We start from the raw sequence: 16,582 nt of genomic DNA on the forward strand, positions 1-16,582 counted from the left end.
CCTTCTACGAGTCATACCTGGCAAGAGGCTTTTCAAAAACTCAGGCATTGGTGGTGCTTGCCCGTAAGCTCTGCCGAGTTGCATTCGCTCTGATGAAAAATCAGAGCGAATGCCAGCCGAAGCCGATATTGCAGGGTTGCCCTGCAACATAGAATCTCCCACACGGGGACAGTGTCGCCTCAGGAAAGGAACCCCCCATCCACATTCAGCGCCACACCCGTGGTATAGCTCGACGCATCGCTGGCCAGGAACAACACCGCACCGGCCATTTCGCTCGGATCGGCCACGCGCTTGAGGGGGATCTGTGCCAGGGCGGTTTTCAGAATCGCGTCGTTCTTGACCAGTGCCGAGGCGAACTTGGTGTCGGTCAGGCCCGGCAGCAGGGCGTTGCAGCGGATGCCGAACTGCGCGCACTCCTTGGCGAAGACCTTGGTCATGTTGATCACGGCAGCCTTGGTCACCGAGTAGATGCCCTGGAAGATCCCCGGCGAGATGCCATTGATCGACGCCACGTTGATGATGCTGCCACCGCCGTGCTCGCGCATCAGCTTGCCGGCTTCCACCGACATGAAGAAATAGCCGCGAATGTTCACGTCGACGGTTTTCTGGAACGCGCCCAAGTCGGTGTCCAGCACGTTGCAGAATTGCGGGTTGGTGGCCGCGTTGTTCACCAGAATGTCCAGCCGCCCGAACTGTTCGCGGATGCCGGCGAACACTTGGCTGATCTGTTCCATTTCACCGATGTGGCAGGCGATCGCGGTGGCTTTGCCGCCCGCGGCGATGATGGCATCGGCCACGTGCTGGCAGCCGTCGAGCTTGCGGCTGGAAACGATCACATGGGCGCCTTGCTGGGCCAGCAGTTTGGCGATGGCCTCGCCGATGCCGCGACTGGCGCCGGAAACGAAAGCGATTTTGCCGTCGAGGTCGAACAACTGGGTCTTGGACATGCTGTTTCCTTGTTGTAGGTGCGTTCAGAGCGTGGATTTGGCGATGACCTGCAGACTCATCTGCTCCAGCAGTTTGTTCATCTGAACGAACTGCGCGAAGCGTTTGTCCTGGGTCTGACCGTGGAAGAAGCGGTAGTAGATCTGCTGGACGATGCCCGCCAGGCGGAACAAGCCGTAGGTGTAGTAAAAATCGAAGTTATCGATGCGGATCCCGGCACGCTCGGCGTAGTAATCCACGAACTCGCGGCGGGTCAGCATGCCGGGGGCATGGCTCGGTTGGCGGCGCATCAGTTGGACGGGGCCCGGGTCGCCGGCTTCGATCCAATAGGCGAGGCTGTTGCCCAGGTCCATCAACGGGTCGCCGATAGTGGTCAGTTCCCAGTCCAGCACGCCGATGATCTGCATCGGGTTGTCGGGGTCGAGAATCACGTTGTCGAAGCGATAGTCGTTGTGAACGATGCTCGACGTGGGGTGGTCGGCGGGCATCTTGTCATTGAGCCAGGCCTTGACCGCTTCCCATTTTGGCGCGTCGGGTGTCAGGGCCTTTTCGTAGCGGTCGCTCCAGCCACGGATCTGCCGGGCGACATAGCCCTCGGGCTTACCCAGGTCGGCCAGGCCACAGGCCCGGTAATCGACCCGGTGCAGTTCAACCAGTCGGTCGATGAAGCTTTTGCACAACGCCTCGGTCCGGGCGGCGTCGAAGCCCAGTTCCGGTGGCAGGTCGGAGCGCAGGATGATGCCCTTGACCCGTTCCATGACATAGAACTCGGCGCCCATCACCGATTCGTCGGTGCAATGCACGAAGGCTTTCGGGCAGTACGGAAACCCGTCGCGCAATTGATTGAGAATGCGGAATTCACGACCCATGTCATGGGCGGACTTGGCCTTGTGGCCGAATGGCGGCCGGCGCAAGACAAATTCCTGCTCGGGGTATTCCAGCAGGTAGGTCAGGTTCGACGCGCCCCCGGGAAACTGGCTGATTCGGGGCAGGCCGGTCAGGCCTGGAATATGGGCCTTGAGGTACGGGTCGATCAGACTGGCATCGAGTTCTTCACCGTCGCGCACGCGGGTGGACTGATCTGTAAACGCCATGCTTATCCCTTCTGCTTATTTTGGAGGCCATCGATCATTGCTTAATCTAATGGCGCGTGGGAGGCGTCACAAGCACGCCCGGGCCTTATAGGTTAGCGTGTTGCCGGATAATCAGCGGGCCTGATGCGCCCGGGTGGGCTATGGTTTCTGAAGCGCCTGAAAGGAGTCGTCGCGATGGGATGCCCGCAAGTCTGCAGTACCGCCACCCTGCAATGCAGTTTCGGCGTAGCTCCGGCGGTACTCAATGTATTGCCGGTCAATCGAATGCTGACCGGCGGGATGCCGGCGGCGAATATCATGGATCACATCCCGCTGGTGAACATCACCACGTTCGGCATGTGCCAGAGCCTGGCCAACCCGACCGTGGCCGCAGCCACCGCGGCAGCCCTGGGCGTACTGACCCCCATGCCCTGCATCCCGGCCACCGCGACCCCCTGGATCCCCGGCGGCGCGCCGACCCTGCTGCTGGGCAACATGCCGGCCATCGACGCCAACAGCACCCTGATGTGCACCTGGGCCGGAGTGATCAAGATCGTCGTGCCGGGGCAGGTGCAGATGTTGATTCCCTGAAGGAAAACCCAGCGGCCATCACACAGCTCAAATGTGGGAGCGGGCTTGCTCGCGAAAGCGGTGTATCAGATGACGAGTATGCTAACTGACCCACCGCCTTCGCGAGCAAGCCCGCTCCCACAGGGGATCAGCGGTAAGCAGGTAGCTCCTCGGCGTGTTCAGGCCTGCGCCGGGTCGTTCCAGCGCCTGAACCACCAGCGCACCCGGGAGATGGGTTTGCCTTCGGCATCCAGCGGCCGGCCGTCTTCGGCATAGGCCTGTGCCGGCTCCAGCAGTTGGCCGTTGAGGTAACGGGCCTCGACCGCGGGCTTGCCGTTGGGATGCAGGCGGCGGTAGCGACCGTCGCGCACGCCGTTGCGATAGAACTCGGCTTCGGCCAGTTGTCCGTCCGGGAAGTAGTTGTTCGCCTCGCCGTGCAGCAAGCCGGCGCGGTAGCTGGCCTGGCGCTGCAATCCACCTTCGGCGGCATAGAAGCTGGCCACGCCTTGCAACTTGCCCCCCACGAAGGGCAAGACCGCCGAGACCTTTCCGTTCGGATGATACAAGGTGCTGCTGCCTTGCAGCTCGCCGTGCTGATAGTTGAGTGTCGCTTGGGGGCGCCCGGCTTCATCGATTTTCAGCGGGCCGTCGAGACGACCATCCACCAATTGTCCACTGAGCTGACTGTCGTTGCGTTCCACGTTGAGCTTCTTCGAGGCCATCGCTGCGCTCCCGTCAGTTGACCTTCACCAGGCCGCCCTTGATCGTCAGCATGCCGCCGCCATCCACGGTCTGTTCGGCGGCGGCCTTGTTCACCAGGCTGATGCCGGCGTCGTTGGTCAGGGTGGTGCCGGCTTTGTTTTCCAGCGACGTACCGGCCTGATTGCTCAGGGCTGTGCCGGCCTTCTGGCTGATGGAGGTGCTGGCCTGGGCGGCCAGGTCGGCGCCGCTCTTGATCGTAAAGCTGCCGCCGCTTTGCAGGGTCAGGGTGCCGCTGACCTTGATGGTCAGGTTGCCATCCACCGTCAGGTCGTAATTCCCGGTGACCTTGTGTGCATAGTTGCCGCCGGTGCTGTGGTTCTGGTCCGAGCCCACGGTTACGGTGCGGGTGTCCTTCACGTCCAGGCTGTCGCTGCCGGTCTGGATGGTGACGCTGCGTTTGCCTTTCTCCAGAGTCACGGTTTCGTCGCCGTCCTTGACCGTGCGGGTGCGGGCGTTCTGCACCGTAAGGGTTTCGTCGTGGCCGACGGTGGCGGTGGTGTCGTTGAGCACATTGATGTTGAAGTCTTTCTGGGCCTGGAGAAACACCTCTTCGGCGTCCTTCTTGTCTTCGAAGCGCAATTCGTTGAAACCACCCCCGCCTTTGGACGAGTTGGTTTTGATCCCGGACTGGGTCTGGTTCGCCGGCAGCGCATAGGGCAGGGCGTTATCACCGTTGTAGACGCAACCGGTCACCAGCGGACGGTCCGGATCGCCGTCGATGAACGTGACGATGACCTCCTGGCCGATCCGAGGCACGAATTGCATGCCGAACCCCTTGCCACTCCAGGGCAGGACCACGCGAACCCAGCAGGACGAAGTCTCGTCGTTCTTGCCGGTGCGGTCCCAGGGAAATTGCAACTTGATCCGGCCGTATTCATCGGTCCAGATTTCTTCGCCGGCCTTGCCCACCACCAGCGCCGTCTGGCTGTGCATGCGCGGTTTCGGCGTGAGGCGTGCCGGTCGATACGTCGTGGCCTTGGGGATGGCTTCGAAGCGGTTGCGATAGCTGTCGTGGCTGGCTTCGTGGCTGACCGAAATCACCACCCAGTCGATGTTCAGCGTCGAGTCTTCATGGCCGGCGAGGGTGAACCAGTAGCCCGGAATCAGCCAGCGGCAATCGCTTTCGCCGATAAAACGCTTCTCCTGGCTGCGCAAACCATCCACGCGCTGCTTGGTCAGCGCATCGCCCTGGGCCTTGGCGGTGTAACCACCGGGATGTTCGTACATCGCGCTCGGCCCGGCCACGGCTTCGGCCTGGCTGAAGAGCGATGTGGTCGGCGTGGTGAATTCGTAATCCGTCGCCTGGTAAACCCCGGCCACCGCTTGCAGGCACACCTGCCCCGAACGAATGCCATGCAGCTCCCGCTCGCCCATTTTCTGCCCGAGATAATTCACCGTCGGCCCGTTGGGGATGGGCGCGAAGGCATCGTTGCTGTCGGCCAGCACCAGCGTGTGTTTGCCATCCTCGTGGGCGAAGAACCAGAAAATCCCGTCTTCTTCCAGCAGGCGCGAGACGAAAGCCAGATCGGTTTCGCCGTACTGCACGCAATATTCCCGCGGGGTGTAGCTGCCGGTGAGCTTGAGCTGGAAGTCAGTGAAACCATGGGCCTTGAAAATCGTGGTGACGATGTCCGAGGTGGCGAGGTTTTGAAACACTCGGTTGTTGCTGGCAAGGCTCAGCCACCAGAGCCATGGGCGCAGCAGGAGTTGGTAGCGTTCTGCGGTGGCGTCGGCGGGAAGCTGGCGGATCTCGGCGACCAGCCAGTCCAATGGGCGTAGCAGGGCATCTTTATGCAGCGTAGTGGTAACGTGGCTGGCGACCGCGCTGGTCAGCGTCAGCGGGGCACCGTCGACAACGCCATTGAGGATATGCGAGCCCAGCGCGTTGAGGCTTTCTTCACCGGACAGGGATTCAGGATACAGCGCCGATACCGCTGCTGCGGTGAGGGAGAGGGTGGTGTTGCTGTCGGTGGAGCGGGGCATGCTGTCAGCCTTTGACATCGAACAGGATAGGGCGGTGATCGGGGCCGGACATATCGAACACATGGGCAAGGCCGGTGATGTCGACCGGTGTGACGGTTACATCCACGGACGCCAGCACCCAGTCGAGGATGCCGCCCTTGCTTTGGGTTTGCTGGCCACCCCAGCACTCATAGGCCAATCCTGCGGTATCGAGCTCTCCCACCTTTTGGTAATCCAGGTTCAGGTCCCCGGTCGCGACCCACTTACCGCCCAGGGCCGTGCAGGATTTGAGCTGGCTTTTGGTCACGCCGTTCTGTCCCGATTTGAAATGGGCGAGGAACACATAGCCGGTGTAGCCGTTAACGCCGTGGGCTTCGACGGCAATCAAGTCCCTGTTCAAGGTGAAGAGACTGCCCTGGCTGATCACCTGCAGTTTCTCGAAGCTCTTGACCAGGACGATGTAGGCATTGGAGTGGCCGCCGGCGAAGGAATAGACGCTGTAATTTTTGTAGATGGCTGCCAGGTTCGAGCAGTAGTTGTCGATTTGCGCCGAATGTATTTCACACAGGAAAACGATGTCCGCATCCCAGTAATTGCTGGAGCAGCAGTTATAGAGAAAGATGTCCACCTGCGTCTGTTTTTCCAGCGTGGAGGACTTGCCGTTTTTCTCGACGTTGAAACTGCCAATTCTCATAAGACAATCTCCCTGTGCTACATGGGCGTTGCGTTTACTCCAAGGCCCACTGGGCCAACTTCCCCGTCACCTGCGTCATCAACACATTCTCGATATCCCGTGCGCCCGCCGCGCTGCACTTGGCGAGCACGGCCTTGACGATCCCGGCATCGAATTCGAACGGCTTGCCGGTCGCCGCCTTGTAGCGCCCACGCAGTTTCTCCAGCTTCGCCAGCACAATCCCTTCCAGCGTCGTTTCATCCAGCGGCCGGTACGCCACCACCGTCATGCGCGCCAGGAACGCCGGGCGAAACGCCTTCAGCAGCACCTTGTGCAAGGCCTCGTTGAACCCGTCGCTGCCCACTTGCGCGGTCGGGGTGTCGAGCAGCAGCTCGGCGCCGACGTTGCTGGTGGCGAGCATCACGGTGTTCTTGAAGTCCACCACCAGCCCGGTGCCGTCTTCCATCAGCCCTTTGTCGAAGACGTTGTAGAAGGCTTCGAGCACATCGGGGTGAGCCTTTTCGATTTCATCCAGCAACACCACCGAGTAGGGCTTGCGCCGCACCGCTTCAGTGAGCACACCACCACTGCCGTAGCCGACGTAACCGGGCGGGGCGCCTTTGAGTTGGCTGACGGTATGGGCCTCCTGATACTCCGAGAGGTTGATGCTGATCAGGTTGCGTTCGCCGCCGTACAGGGCATCGGCCAGGGCGTAAGCAGTTTCGGTCTTGCCCACGCCGGTCGGGCCCACCAGCAGGAACACGCCGACCGGCTTCTGAGGGTCGGTGAGGCCGGCGCGGTAGGCTTGCAGGCGCTGGGCGATGGTATTCAGCGCCGTGTCCTGGCCCATGACCCGCAGGCCCATGCGTTGACCGAGGGTTCGCACGGCATGGGCTTCGTCAGCGAGCATCTTGCCCACCGGGATACCGGTCCAGCCGGCGATCACGGCGGCGACGGTTTTGCTGTCCACCTGTTCTGGAACCAGGGGATCGTCCTGGCGAATGGCATCCAGGCCAGCCTCCAGGCGCAGCAGCTCGGCGGCCAGATGGTCGATGCGGTTATCGATTTCGGTATCGGGCTTTCCGGCGTCGGCGCGTTCGCTCAAGGCCAGCAGCTCGCGGCGAGTGTCGAGCAGCTCGCGCACGGCTTCGCGCTCTTCGCCCCAGCGGGTCTCCAGTTCGCGGATGGCCTGCACGTTGCCGGTGGATTCGTTTTCAAGCAGCGTAATGCGTTCCCGGTGGTCCAGTCCGGTGGCCTGTTCCCGGCGCAGGCGTTCGAGTTCGTCCTTCAGGCTGTTCTGCCGATGGCGCAGGCTTTCCAGGGGCGGTGGTATGTCATGCTGGCCGAGGGCGACACGCGCGCAGGCCGTGTCGAGCACGCTGATGGCTTTGTCCGGCAATTGCCGTCCGGAAATATAGCGATGGGACAGTTTCACCGCTTCGTGAATGGCGGCATCCAGTACTTGCACGCCGTGGTGCTGTTCCAGCTTGGCGGCGACCCCGCGGAGCATTTCCACGGCGGTCACTTCGTCCGGTTCCTCGACCTGCACCAGTTGGAAACGCCGGGTCAGCGCCGGGTCTTTCTCGAAGTATTTCTTGTATTCCAGCCAGGTGGTGGCGGCCAGGGTGCGCAGTTCGCCCCGGGCCAGGGCCGGTTTCAGCAGATTGGCGGCGTCGCTGCCACCCTCTGCGCCGCCAGCGCCGATCAGGGTGTGGGCTTCGTCGATGAACAGGATGATCGGTTTATCGGCGCTGCGTACCGCATCGATCACGCCTTTGAGGCGCTGCTCGAATTCCCCCTTGACCCCCGCGCCGGCCTGGAGCAGGCCCAGATCCAGCACCCGCAGCGTGACCTCCTGCAACGATGGCGGCACATCCCCGGCGGCGATGCGCAGGGCCAGGCCTTCCACCACGGCGGTCTTGCCGACGCCGGGCGCGCCCACCAGGATCGGGTTGTTTTGCCGACGCCTGAGCAGGATATCGATGCACTGGCGAATCTCACCGTCGCGCCCGACGATAGGGTCGATACGACCGTTGCGGGCGTCGTCGGTCAGGTCCTGGGTGTACTGGTCGAGTACCGGGTCCTGTTTCTGTGGCGCCTCGGCGGATCTGGCCGGGCGTGCGCCGCCGACATGCTCCCGGGAGCTTTCGGTCCACTCCAGCAGATGCGTGCGCAACGCGTCTCGGGGAATGCGCAACAGCGATGAGGCACTATTGAGTAGCAGGCTGCGGCGCTCATCGCGGTCCAGCAGGGCCAGCAGCAACAGGCCGGAACGGATGCTGTCCAGCCCTAGCACGCTGGCCTGGACGACGGCGTCTTCCAAAAGACCGATGGTTTGCGCGGACAGGGCGGGCGTGCGGGTGCTGCCGGACTTGAACAGGTCCAGGGCCTTGTTGGTTTCCGTCGCCACCGCATCGCGCTCCAGCCCGAAACGCGGCAGCAAGCAAGCGAAGTCGCCCCCTTCAATGTCCAACAGTTCCAGCAACAGGTGTTCGATTTCCACGTAATGGTGGCTGCGCTGCATGCAACGTTGCGCGGCTCGCTCAAGGGCACGACGGTTGTCCGGGTTGAGGCGTCCGATCAGGCTGGCCAGTTCCATTTCAGGCGATCTCCGGCTGACGAAGGCGGGTTTCGATCCGTTGCACGGCGAGGTTGGATTGGCGTTGCAGGCCGCCGTTCCAGTTCAGCCGCGGCGGTGCCTGAGGGCCCAGTTGCAGTGGACCGGCGCCGCGGATCAGCAGGACCAGCGTGCAGTCCAGATCGGGACCGAAATACAGGGCAAAAAGACTGGCGAGCAATGGATGGGTCTCGCCGTTGGGCAGCAATCCGCTGGCTTGGGTGGAGTTCAGCGGGCCCAGGGTCAGGCGCACGCCAGCGTGTTCATCCCAGACCCGCGTGCCGGCCACCGCGTTGCGTCCCAGGCGCAGGTTGCGGCCGCCCGGTTGCAAGCGACTGCGACTGGCGGATGGGATTTCTCGCCAGCCACCCTCATAGGCGGTCAGCTCCACCGGCAACCCGAACTGCTCACGAACGATCGCCGCGAACCCGGCCAGGGAGCGGCGGCCATCGGCGTACAGCGCGGTGCAGGCAAGCACGGCGGAGTCGGGCACAGCCTGGCGTTCTTGCAGAGCCTTGGGCAGCAGGCCGGTCAGTGCCCGCAGTTGTGCTTGTACGGCGGACGCCCCCGGGGCGGTGAAACCCAGGGCGATGCGATGCTTGCGCATGACCTTGTAGAGCAGGCTGAGCAGGCGATGCTGGAACAGGTCGAGAAACTCCGCCGGTGCATGGTCCTTTGCCCGCGCCCGTTGTTGCAGCCACTCCTGATAGGCGTAGGGCAACGTACCGTCGGGGCCGCCGAGGCCGAAGATCGGTGTAGTCAGCACTGGCGGCAAGCCGGGTTCCTGGCTCAGGCTTTCGACTTCACTGGCGGCAAACAGCGGCGTCAATGGACCGCGCAGACGCAGGGCTTCGGCGTGGGGCGCGGTACCGCTGCCCAGGGGTTCGGCCTGCGGGTCTTCACGCTCCAGCAATAGCAGTGCCTGGAGCCATTCGAAGCGCTGCGGATCGCGCCGCAGTCGTTGGCTCAGGTTCAGAGCGTCAGGGGTTTGCCGGCTTGGGGTTGCCATGTCTTCACCTCCTTGTCGGACTGAACCAGCACCGTGCGCACGAAACGGTTGGCGGTGGCATAAAGTGAAAAGAATTGTGCCAGCACGCCGGAGAACAGCACGGCGCTGCTGCCGACAAAGTGCTGCGGATCCAGTTGCAGGCGCACTTCAAGGCCGTTGCGCCAGCCGCGCCAGGCGTCTTCGCCGACATGGGCGATCACTCGCTCGCAGCCCAGGCCCAATACGCCTTCGATCTGCCGCCGGGCACTGGCTTCGTCCCGCAGGTTATGCAACTCGAGAATTTCGCGCAGTGCGTCCAGGGCCTGGGGACCCTCCACCAGCGAAAGGTGATTGAGCGTCAGCTGTGAGACCAGCCGCCAGCGCGATTCGCCGTCCAGGCGCGGCAGGCTCTGTGGGCTGGGCGGATTGCGCAGGCGAGCCCAGGCCACCGGGCCCGGGCGCTCGAAGCCCAACGGCGTGCCGGCAGGCAGGCTCTGGGCCAGGTGCCGATTGGTGCAAAGCAATTCGGCGGTCAGGCTGTAGTCCCGAGTATCGGCAAGGGGATCGAGTCGGGTGTCCACCAGGCTGACCATCAGGTCGGTACCCAGGCGGTTCGGGCTCATGCCGCTGACCCGTCGTGCATACCAATAACAGGGCTGGTCGCTGCCGTGTTGGCTGCCGTAATAGGCCGGTATTTGGCGCACGCCCTCGCGGGTGCTGGCGCGCATGCCTCGGATGCTATGGATCTCGACGCTGTTTTCCCGATGGCTGTCGGCCACCAGCCGGTACTCGCTGCGAGTGCCGTCCGGGCGCAGGGGCTCGCTGGTCCTGGGAAACAGATTGATCACCGGCGTGCAGCCCAGGGCGATGTCGCTGGCCTGGAGCGGCAGGCGACTGGCAGGGGCACGGTCGAACACGATGTAGAGGTACAGCGACGGGCTGTCGCTGGTTGCCCCCGCCAATGGCAGATCGAAGAAGCCGAACTTATCGGGAAAGGCGAAATATTCCGCCAGCAAGCGCATGCCGGGGTGCACGCCGTCTTCATCCGGCAACAAAGCTTCTTCACCGCCGAAACCTACAACCCGGGGCAGGCCGGCCAACGGTTCCGGTACGCTGCCCGGTGGGCCGGCCAGCACCTTGACCGCGTGAGCGCCGAGCAGGTCGTACAGCCAGGCGTTGATCATCGGTGAGGCGGCCAAGTGCACCCGCAGCGTCTCGATCCCCAATGTCGACCACTGGCGCTCCCCCAGGCACCGCAGCTCCAGGCGCAAGGCCGAGCGGGCCTGGACCACGCCGGTTAGCGCCTGGGCTTCGTCACTGCCCAGCAACAACGCTTCGTCCACTTGCAGCGGCCACAGGTGCACGGCGGCCGTGGTGCGAAAGTGGATGCTCTGGCCTTTGTCGGTAGTGATGAACAACGGCGTATCCCGAGGCAGCGGGTAGCCGTCGTCGAGGTTACCTTTGCTCGGGTCGGGTTCGAACTGCACGATCGCGCAAGAAGGCAGCGGGCGCATGGCCAACGGGTAGAGTTGTTCAAGCAAGGCGTCGCTGAATTCGGCGTAGTCATCGTCCAGCCGGCGTTGCAATCGAGCCGCCAGCAGGGCGAATCCTTCCAGCAGGCGCTCGACGTGCGGATCGGGGCATTCTCCCGGAGACAACTCCAGGCGTCGGGCGACCTTGGGGTAGCGCTCGGCGAACAGGCTGCCGGCATGTCGCAGCCAGGTCAGTTCGCGCTGGTAATAATCCAGCAGTTGCGGATCAATCGAGTCGCTCATGGCGTACCTCAAGGCCGTCGCCGGCGTGCTCGATGACAAATGCCACGGGCCATGGGTGCGGGTCGCCACGCAGCACGCCCGACAGCCGTATGCTCAGTCGTTGCGCATGACCCGGAACCGGAACGACCTGGACCTCGCCCAATTGCAGGCGAGGTTCGAAGTGATTGATGGCCTGGCGGATCTCGCGGGTCAGTTGACGACGGTCATCGCTGCGCTGCTGTTGCAACGCGGTCCAGTCAGCGATGCCGTAGTCCAGGATGCTCGGCGGTTCGGTGAGCGCCAGGGGGCCGCGGCGGGTGTTGAACAGGCGATGCAGTTCGGCATGAACCGAATCCTGCAACGCCTGCCGATCGAACACCCGGCTGGCGCCCTCCGCGGTGTCGGCCAAGCGTTCGAACAGCGGAGGTCGAAGCCCGAAGCCAGCCATGGCGCGGCTCCGTCACTTGGTCATCTTGTTGGCGGCCATGTCCCAGGTCGTGCCCGCCGTGCCTTCCTTGGTGCCGTCATCTTTCTGGGCGGTGAGTTCCCATTTGATCTTGGTGAAGTTCAGCGAAAGGGTCTCCACCGGCTTGCCCCCCGTGCCACCACTGACGCTGACGTTGGACAGCACGACGTTGTTCAGGGTGTAGACGATGAAAGGCATGATCTGGCCGCTGCCTTCGGCGGCATTACGCCCGATGGTGATGATGGCTTCCGGGATCGGCTTGCCGGCGCAGCAGTACTCGTTGAGGGTAGGGGTGGAACTGTCGACGAACTTGGTCAGGGTGAATTCGCCGACATGGGGTTTGCCTGAAGTACGCTCCGAGTTGCTGACATCATTGGTGACTTGCATGGCCACGTTATGGCTGTAGGACATGACCTCGATCTTGTCCGTGAACCCCTCCAGCAGGCTGTCGCCCTTGATGTCGCCGCCGAGGTCGAGAATGATCGCATCCATTGTGTGGAACTCCTGAATAAGACAAATGGGTGGTGCCCGATACCGCTAAGACGAACGCCGAACCGTGGCGAGGGGATCAATCCCCTCGCCACAAAAGCTCGCTCGCCACAGGATTCCTGGGTCAGGCAGCGACCGGTGGCGGCAGGGTTGCCACCAGCCGGATCGACGCCGTCAGTTCCTCAAGTTGGAAATGCGGCCGCAGGAACACCGTGGCCTTGTAGGCCCCCGGCTTGCCGGCCACCTCGGTCACGTCCACCCGCGCTTCGCGCAGCGGGTATTGCGCCTTGATCTCCTGGGGCGCGTTGTCGTTGATCAGCACGTAATCGGCGATCCAGTTGTTGAGGTAGGTCTGCACGTTGTCGCGGGTCATGAAGCTGCCGACCTTGTCGCGCATGATCACCTTCAGGTAATGGGCGAAGCGTGAGGCCGCGAGCACGTACGGCAACATCGCCGAGATCCGCGCGTTGGCGTTGGCCTCGTTGGTGTTGTAGACCTTGGCCTTGTTGGTGGTCTGGCCACCGAAGAATACCGCCACGTCGCTGTTTTTCTTGTGGCACAGGGCGATGAAGCCCAGGTCGTTGAGCTCCTTCTCGCGACGGTCGGTGATCGCCACTTCGGTCGGGCACTTGAGCGACAGGTCGCCGGAACTGGTGCGGAAGGTATGGGCCGGCAGGCCTTCGACCGCGCCACCACCTTCGGCCCCGCGAATCGCGGCGCACCAGCCATATTTGGCGAAGGCTTCGGTGATGCGTTGCGACAGCGCCCAGGCGGCATTGCCCCACAGGTATTTGCTGTGGTCGGTGCCGTTGACGTCCTCGACGTAGTTAATGCCTTCCACCGGCAGGGTGTCCGGACCATAGGGCAGGCGCAGCAGGAAGTGCGGCAGCACCAGGGACACGTAGCGCGAGTCTTCGCTTTCCCGGAAGGCGCGCCACTTGATCAGCTCCTGGCTTTCGAAAATCTTCGACAGGTCCCGCGGCACTGCCAGCTCGGTGAAGCTAGTCATGTCGAACAGGCGCGGGCTGGCGGCAGCAATGAACGGTGCGTGCGCCGCGGCGGCGACGTTCGACAGTTTTTCCAGCAGGCCGATGTCCTGCGGGTGGCGGCCGAAGGTGTAGTCACCCACCAACAGGCTGAACGGATGCCCGCCGAAGGTGCCGTACTCTTCTTCGTAGATTTTCTTGAACAGCGCGCTCTGGTCGAACTCGACGGCTTTTTCCAGGTCGTTCTGCAGCTCTTTCTGGGTCACGTTGAGCAGGCGCAGCTTGAGCCGGGTGCTGGTCTCGGTGTTCTGCACCAGCAGGTGCAAGCCGCGCCAGGACGCTTCGAGCTTCTGCAGCTCGGGGTGGTGCAGCACTTCGTTGAGCTGGGCGCTGATCAGCTGGTCGATCTGGCTGATGCGGTCGTTGATCATCGCCACGGTGTCCTTGTCGATGGCCATGCCTTCGTCGAGGACCTGGGTGGCGAATTCCGCGAGCATGTCTCGGGCATAGTCCTGCTGGCTGTCGTCATGGGCCATGCGGCCTTCGGCGATGATCTTGTCCAGCAGGGACAGGGTCTGGGTCGTACTCTCGCTGGTTTGAGCGCTGGATGAAGCAGGCATGGCTTTATCTCCCTTGAGTGATGAGCACGATCAGGCCTGTGGTTCGTCGGTCGGGGCCGGGGCATCGTTGGCGGCCACGGTCGGCAGCTCTTTGGGTACGTCTTGTGGTCGGGCCGACTTGATCTCCTGCAAGCCCTCGGTGTTGGCGATCACGTCGCGCAGCAGTTTGTCCAGGTCATCGTTACCGTCGAGCTTGGTCAAAAGATCGCGCAGGCGCTGGCGGGCTTCGAACAGCCGGCGCAGTGGCGTGATCTGTTCCACGACCTTGACCGGGTCGAAGTCATCGATGTGACGGAACTTGAGTTCGATATTGAGTTTGCTGTCGTCGCCGCTGAGGGTGTTGTTCACCTGCAGCGTGGCGCGTGGGCCGATGGAGGCGAGCACTTCGTTGAAATTATCGCGATCGATTTCGGTGAAGCGCCGCTCGTTGAGCTTGGGCAGCGGCTCCAGTGGCTTGCCCGAGAGGTCGGCCAGAATGCCGACCACCAGTGGCAATTCTTTCTTCTCGATGGCATTGCCGATTTCCACGTCATAGGTGATCTGGACGCGGGGAGGACGGACTCTGTCGAGCTTGTGCTGGGTACTTTCTGCCATGGCGGCCGACTCCGATGCATGAGTGGAAGCAATGCATCGGGAGGCCCGCTCATCGCATTCCCTTGCTGATCCGCAGGTTGCAAACGGAGGGCAGAAAACCTGTCATTCCCTTGACGAACCTGGTCCATTCGACCGTGTTGGCCGAACTATCCAAGACGCTAGAACAGGTCTATAAAAATGCAAGCAAAAACAATTTTTGACCGCGACGAAAAGGAAGATTCATTTTGCGTGTGTTTTTTTCAGGATTTTTTTTCAGCGTGGCACTCACGGGTTGCTCGCTGTTTGCGCCCAGCGTCGATCTGGACAGCCTGACCCTGGACGTCGCGCCCCGTGCCAATGACGACACTCCGATCGCCGTGGATTTCGTCGCCGTGAACGATCCGGACCTGCTCAAGCAACTCTCGGGCATTACCGCCAGGCAGTGGTTTGCAGAGCGCGAACAGTTCCAGCGCGACTATCGTCAACTCATGTCGGTATGGGGGCTGGAGCTGGTTCCCGGGCAGTTCATCGACCGCCAACCCTTCCCGCTGGAGGGCCGGCGCGCCGCTGGACTTTTGGTCTTCGCCAGCTATAACACTCCCGGAGCCCACCGGCTTCGGCTGGACGATCAGCGCAAGGCCTGGCTGAAGTTCGACAGTCGCGAGATGACCCTCGTGAACGATGGGCAGCTCGGTGCCAATCAGCCTTGAATGACCGCGGGCCGCCCAGGTGCGGCGACACTGTAATGTCGAAGGGAGTCGTATGAGTCTGTTACCTGACGCGGTGTGCTGGCACGAGGGCATGCAACTGTTGCCCCAGCATTTTCAGTTGCAAGGGTTGCGCGCCGAGGCCTTGGCGGCGCATGTCGCGGCCGCCTGCAATCCCTGGTTCTGGGGGGTCAGCCAGCTGGAGGTCGACCCTTCGGCCCTCAGCGCCGGCCAGGTCCGGCTCCTGCAACTGCAAGGCACCTTGCCGGACGGCTTGCCCGTCAGTCTGCAAGCCGGCGTCGGGCCGACCCTGGAGCTGGACATCACCGAGGCGGTCGACAAGACCGACGACGCCACCGTGACCGTTTACCTGGCGATCAGCCCACTCTGGCGCGCCGGGCAGTTGCTGCCGCTCAAGGGGCGGTTGCAATCGGTGGTGGGCGACGCCCTGCCGGACCTCACCAGCGGCGAATTCCCGGAATCCATCACCGTGTGGCGACCCAATCCAAGGTTGTGCACGCAGCTGAGCAAGGCCGACTCGATCTGCCTGCCGCTGCTGCGCATCCGCAAGGAGGGCGGCGGCTTCCTGCGCGTGCCCTATACGCCGCCCACCCCCGTGTTGTTACCCGAGTCGGTGCTCGGGCGGCGTATCGCCGGGCTGTGTGCTCGGGCGCGGGAGAAGTGCCTGTTTCTCGCCGGACGGTTGCGTCAGGCCCAGGCGGCCGGTAACCAGGACGATGCGATGGAAGTCCGCCGGCAAATAACGGCGCTGTGGGCACGCTTGCCCGAGGTCGAAGGGGCTCTGAACATGCGCGTGGCCGCGCCCCAGACGCTCTACGGTTTGTTGCTGGGGCTGGCCGGAGCCTGGTCGGCGCTCAATCCCTTGGCTGGCGTCCCGGCTTTTGCCCCGCTGGATTTCCTGGAGCTGCAACGGGGCTACGAACCGCTGCTCGACTGGCTGGAAGACACCCTGGAGCGGGTCCGTGCCGGATATCGCAGCCTGGCCTTCGAACGCAACGACCCGGTCTTTTCCATCCAACTGCCCGACGACCAGCCAAGCCAGCGACTGGTCATCGGCCTGCGCATGCCCAACGGTGCCAGTGAGCAGGCCGCTGCCGATTGGCTGCGCGCAGCGATCATCGCATCCGCGCCCCATGTCCCGTTGCTGAGTCGCCAACGCATGAGCGGTTTGCCTCACCAGGCCATGAGTCGCAACGAACAGGTGGCCTACAGCGTGGGCGATGACACCCGATTGTTCGTGGTGAGTGCCAGTGGCCAATGGTTCGACGGGCAACTGCCGTTGCACATTGTTGCGCCGGCGTCGGCCCAGGCCAGCGGTCCGTGGCAGGTGGTGTTGTTCGTCGCGCAAACCGGTGAAAGTGCCTGATCGCAGAAGG

The 16,582-nt window shown here is 62.9% G+C and carries 15 protein-coding genes and 1 pseudogene; 4 read left to right on the forward strand and 12 right to left on the reverse strand.

Annotated elements, in window-relative coordinates:
* A pseudogene (locus tag EGM97_RS15215) lies at nt 1–152 on the forward strand (IS110 family transposase); the annotation flags it as partial.
* A gap of 27 nt (nt 153–179) precedes the next feature.
* Here EGM97_RS15215 and EGM97_RS15220 read toward each other — a convergent pair.
* Together EGM97_RS15220 and EGM97_RS15225 are read right to left on the reverse strand one after the other, a co-directional pair.
* A complete protein-coding gene (locus EGM97_RS15220) occupies nt 180–947 on the reverse strand; it encodes an SDR family oxidoreductase (protein ID WP_238962160.1) in 768 nt (255 codons plus the stop codon).
* A 24-nt stretch (nt 948–971) separates the two neighbouring features.
* Nucleotides 972–2,039, reverse strand: a complete 1,068-nt coding sequence (locus EGM97_RS15225; protein ID WP_238962159.1) for a phosphotransferase family protein — start codon at nt 2,037–2,039, stop codon at nt 972–974.
* Nucleotides 2,040–2,213: 174 nt separating this feature from the next.
* On the opposite strand from EGM97_RS15225, the gene EGM97_RS15230 reads away from it, so the two are divergent.
* Nucleotides 2,214–2,609, forward strand: a complete 396-nt coding sequence (locus tag EGM97_RS15230) for a DUF4280 domain-containing protein (protein ID WP_053157233.1) — start codon at nt 2,214–2,216, stop codon at nt 2,607–2,609.
* Nucleotides 2,610–2,767: 158 nt separating this feature from the next.
* Here the strand turns inward: EGM97_RS15230 and EGM97_RS15235 are convergent, their stop codons facing one another.
* The 10 genes from EGM97_RS15235 to tssB form a co-directional block, all read right to left on the reverse strand.
* Nucleotides 2,768–3,310 carry a toxin-antitoxin system YwqK family antitoxin gene (locus EGM97_RS15235; RefSeq protein WP_238962158.1) on the reverse strand — a complete coding sequence of 181 codons (543 nt, stop codon included), beginning with the start codon at nt 3,308–3,310 and terminating at the stop codon, nt 2,768–2,770.
* A gap of 13 nt (nt 3,311–3,323) precedes the next feature.
* Entirely contained in the window at nt 3,324–5,333 is a 2,010-nt protein-coding gene (gene tssI, locus EGM97_RS15240; RefSeq protein WP_238962157.1) for a type VI secretion system tip protein TssI/VgrG, read from the reverse strand.
* A 4-nt stretch (nt 5,334–5,337) separates the two neighbouring features.
* A complete protein-coding gene (locus EGM97_RS15245; RefSeq protein WP_238962156.1) occupies nt 5,338–6,006 on the reverse strand; it encodes an endonuclease/exonuclease/phosphatase family protein in 669 nt (222 codons plus the stop codon).
* Between the two features lie 34 nt (nt 6,007–6,040).
* Nucleotides 6,041–8,584 (reverse strand): type VI secretion system ATPase TssH, encoded by a 2,544-nt coding sequence (gene tssH / locus EGM97_RS15250; protein WP_238962155.1) that lies wholly within the window; start codon nt 8,582–8,584, stop codon nt 6,041–6,043.
* A 1-nt stretch (nt 8,585) separates the two neighbouring features.
* Complete coding sequence (gene tssG, locus EGM97_RS15255) at nt 8,586–9,611, reverse strand: type VI secretion system baseplate subunit TssG (protein ID WP_238962154.1); 1,026 nt, start codon at nt 9,609–9,611, stop codon at nt 8,586–8,588.
* The gene (gene tssF, locus EGM97_RS15260) at nt 9,575–11,365 is read right to left on the reverse strand and encodes a type VI secretion system baseplate subunit TssF (RefSeq protein ID WP_238962153.1); all 1,791 of its coding nucleotides are present in this window, start codon (nt 11,363–11,365) and stop codon (nt 9,575–9,577) included. The genes tssG and tssF overlap by 37 nt, the downstream gene beginning before the upstream one ends.
* Nucleotides 11,349–11,792, reverse strand: coding sequence for a type VI secretion system baseplate subunit TssE (gene tssE, locus EGM97_RS15265; protein WP_238962152.1), 444 nt, complete (start codon nt 11,790–11,792; stop codon nt 11,349–11,351). Before tssE ends, tssF begins: the two co-directional genes overlap by 17 nt.
* A gap of 12 nt (nt 11,793–11,804) precedes the next feature.
* Nucleotides 11,805–12,302, reverse strand: a complete 498-nt coding sequence (locus tag EGM97_RS15270) for an Hcp family type VI secretion system effector (RefSeq protein ID WP_238962151.1) — start codon at nt 12,300–12,302, stop codon at nt 11,805–11,807.
* Nucleotides 12,303–12,423: 121 nt separating this feature from the next.
* The gene (tssC, locus tag EGM97_RS15275) at nt 12,424–13,905 is read right to left on the reverse strand and encodes a type VI secretion system contractile sheath large subunit (RefSeq protein WP_238962150.1); all 1,482 of its coding nucleotides are present in this window, start codon (nt 13,903–13,905) and stop codon (nt 12,424–12,426) included.
* A gap of 30 nt (nt 13,906–13,935) precedes the next feature.
* On the reverse strand, nt 13,936–14,499 hold the full coding sequence (tssB, locus tag EGM97_RS15280) for a type VI secretion system contractile sheath small subunit (RefSeq protein WP_238962149.1): 564 nt from the start codon (nt 14,497–14,499) through the stop codon (nt 13,936–13,938).
* 224 nt (nt 14,500–14,723) lie between these two features.
* Between tssB and EGM97_RS15285 the strand changes: the two genes are divergently transcribed.
* Together EGM97_RS15285 and tssK are read left to right on the forward strand one after the other, a co-directional pair.
* Nucleotides 14,724–15,188, forward strand: a complete 465-nt coding sequence (locus EGM97_RS15285) for a type VI secretion protein (protein ID WP_238962148.1) — start codon at nt 14,724–14,726, stop codon at nt 15,186–15,188.
* 52 nt (nt 15,189–15,240) lie between these two features.
* A complete protein-coding gene (gene tssK, locus EGM97_RS15290) occupies nt 15,241–16,572 on the forward strand; it encodes a type VI secretion system baseplate subunit TssK (RefSeq protein ID WP_238962147.1) in 1,332 nt (443 codons plus the stop codon).
* The last annotated feature ends 10 nt before the right edge of the window (nt 16,573–16,582 follow it).

It is taken from the genome of Pseudomonas sp. AF32 (assembly GCF_022342325.2).
GTDB lineage: Bacteria > Pseudomonadota > Gammaproteobacteria > Pseudomonadales > Pseudomonadaceae > Aquipseudomonas > Aquipseudomonas uvaldensis.

What these genes read in the sequence shown, in the direction of transcription:
- EGM97_RS15220 (WP_238962160.1), bottom strand. Translation starts at nt 947, where the DNA reads ATGTCCAAGACCCAGTTGTTCGACCTCGACGGCAAAATCGCTTTCGTT.
- EGM97_RS15225 (WP_238962159.1), bottom strand. Translation starts at nt 2,039, where the DNA reads ATGGCGTTTACAGATCAGTCCACCCGCGTGCGCGACGGTGAAGAACTC.
- EGM97_RS15230 (WP_053157233.1), top strand. Translation starts at nt 2,214, where the DNA reads ATGGGATGCCCGCAAGTCTGCAGTACCGCCACCCTGCAATGCAGTTTC.
- EGM97_RS15235 (WP_238962158.1), bottom strand. Translation starts at nt 3,310, where the DNA reads ATGGCCTCGAAGAAGCTCAACGTGGAACGCAACGACAGTCAGCTCAGT.
- tssI (WP_238962157.1), bottom strand. Translation starts at nt 5,333, where the DNA reads ATGCCCCGCTCCACCGACAGCAACACCACCCTCTCCCTCACCGCAGCA.
- EGM97_RS15245 (WP_238962156.1), bottom strand. Translation starts at nt 6,006, where the DNA reads ATGAGAATTGGCAGTTTCAACGTCGAGAAAAACGGCAAGTCCTCCACG.
- tssH (WP_238962155.1), bottom strand. Translation starts at nt 8,584, where the DNA reads ATGGAACTGGCCAGCCTGATCGGACGCCTCAACCCGGACAACCGTCGT.
- tssG (WP_238962154.1), bottom strand. Translation starts at nt 9,611, where the DNA reads ATGGCAACCCCAAGCCGGCAAACCCCTGACGCTCTGAACCTGAGCCAA.
- tssF (WP_238962153.1), bottom strand. Translation starts at nt 11,365, where the DNA reads ATGAGCGACTCGATTGATCCGCAACTGCTGGATTATTACCAGCGCGAA.
- tssE (WP_238962152.1), bottom strand. Translation starts at nt 11,792, where the DNA reads ATGGCTGGCTTCGGGCTTCGACCTCCGCTGTTCGAACGCTTGGCCGAC.
- EGM97_RS15270 (WP_238962151.1), bottom strand. Translation starts at nt 12,302, where the DNA reads ATGGATGCGATCATTCTCGACCTCGGCGGCGACATCAAGGGCGACAGC.
- tssC (WP_238962150.1), bottom strand. Translation starts at nt 13,905, where the DNA reads ATGCCTGCTTCATCCAGCGCTCAAACCAGCGAGAGTACGACCCAGACC.
- tssB (WP_238962149.1), bottom strand. Translation starts at nt 14,499, where the DNA reads ATGGCAGAAAGTACCCAGCACAAGCTCGACAGAGTCCGTCCTCCCCGC.
- tssK (WP_238962147.1), top strand. Translation starts at nt 15,241, where the DNA reads ATGAGTCTGTTACCTGACGCGGTGTGCTGGCACGAGGGCATGCAACTG.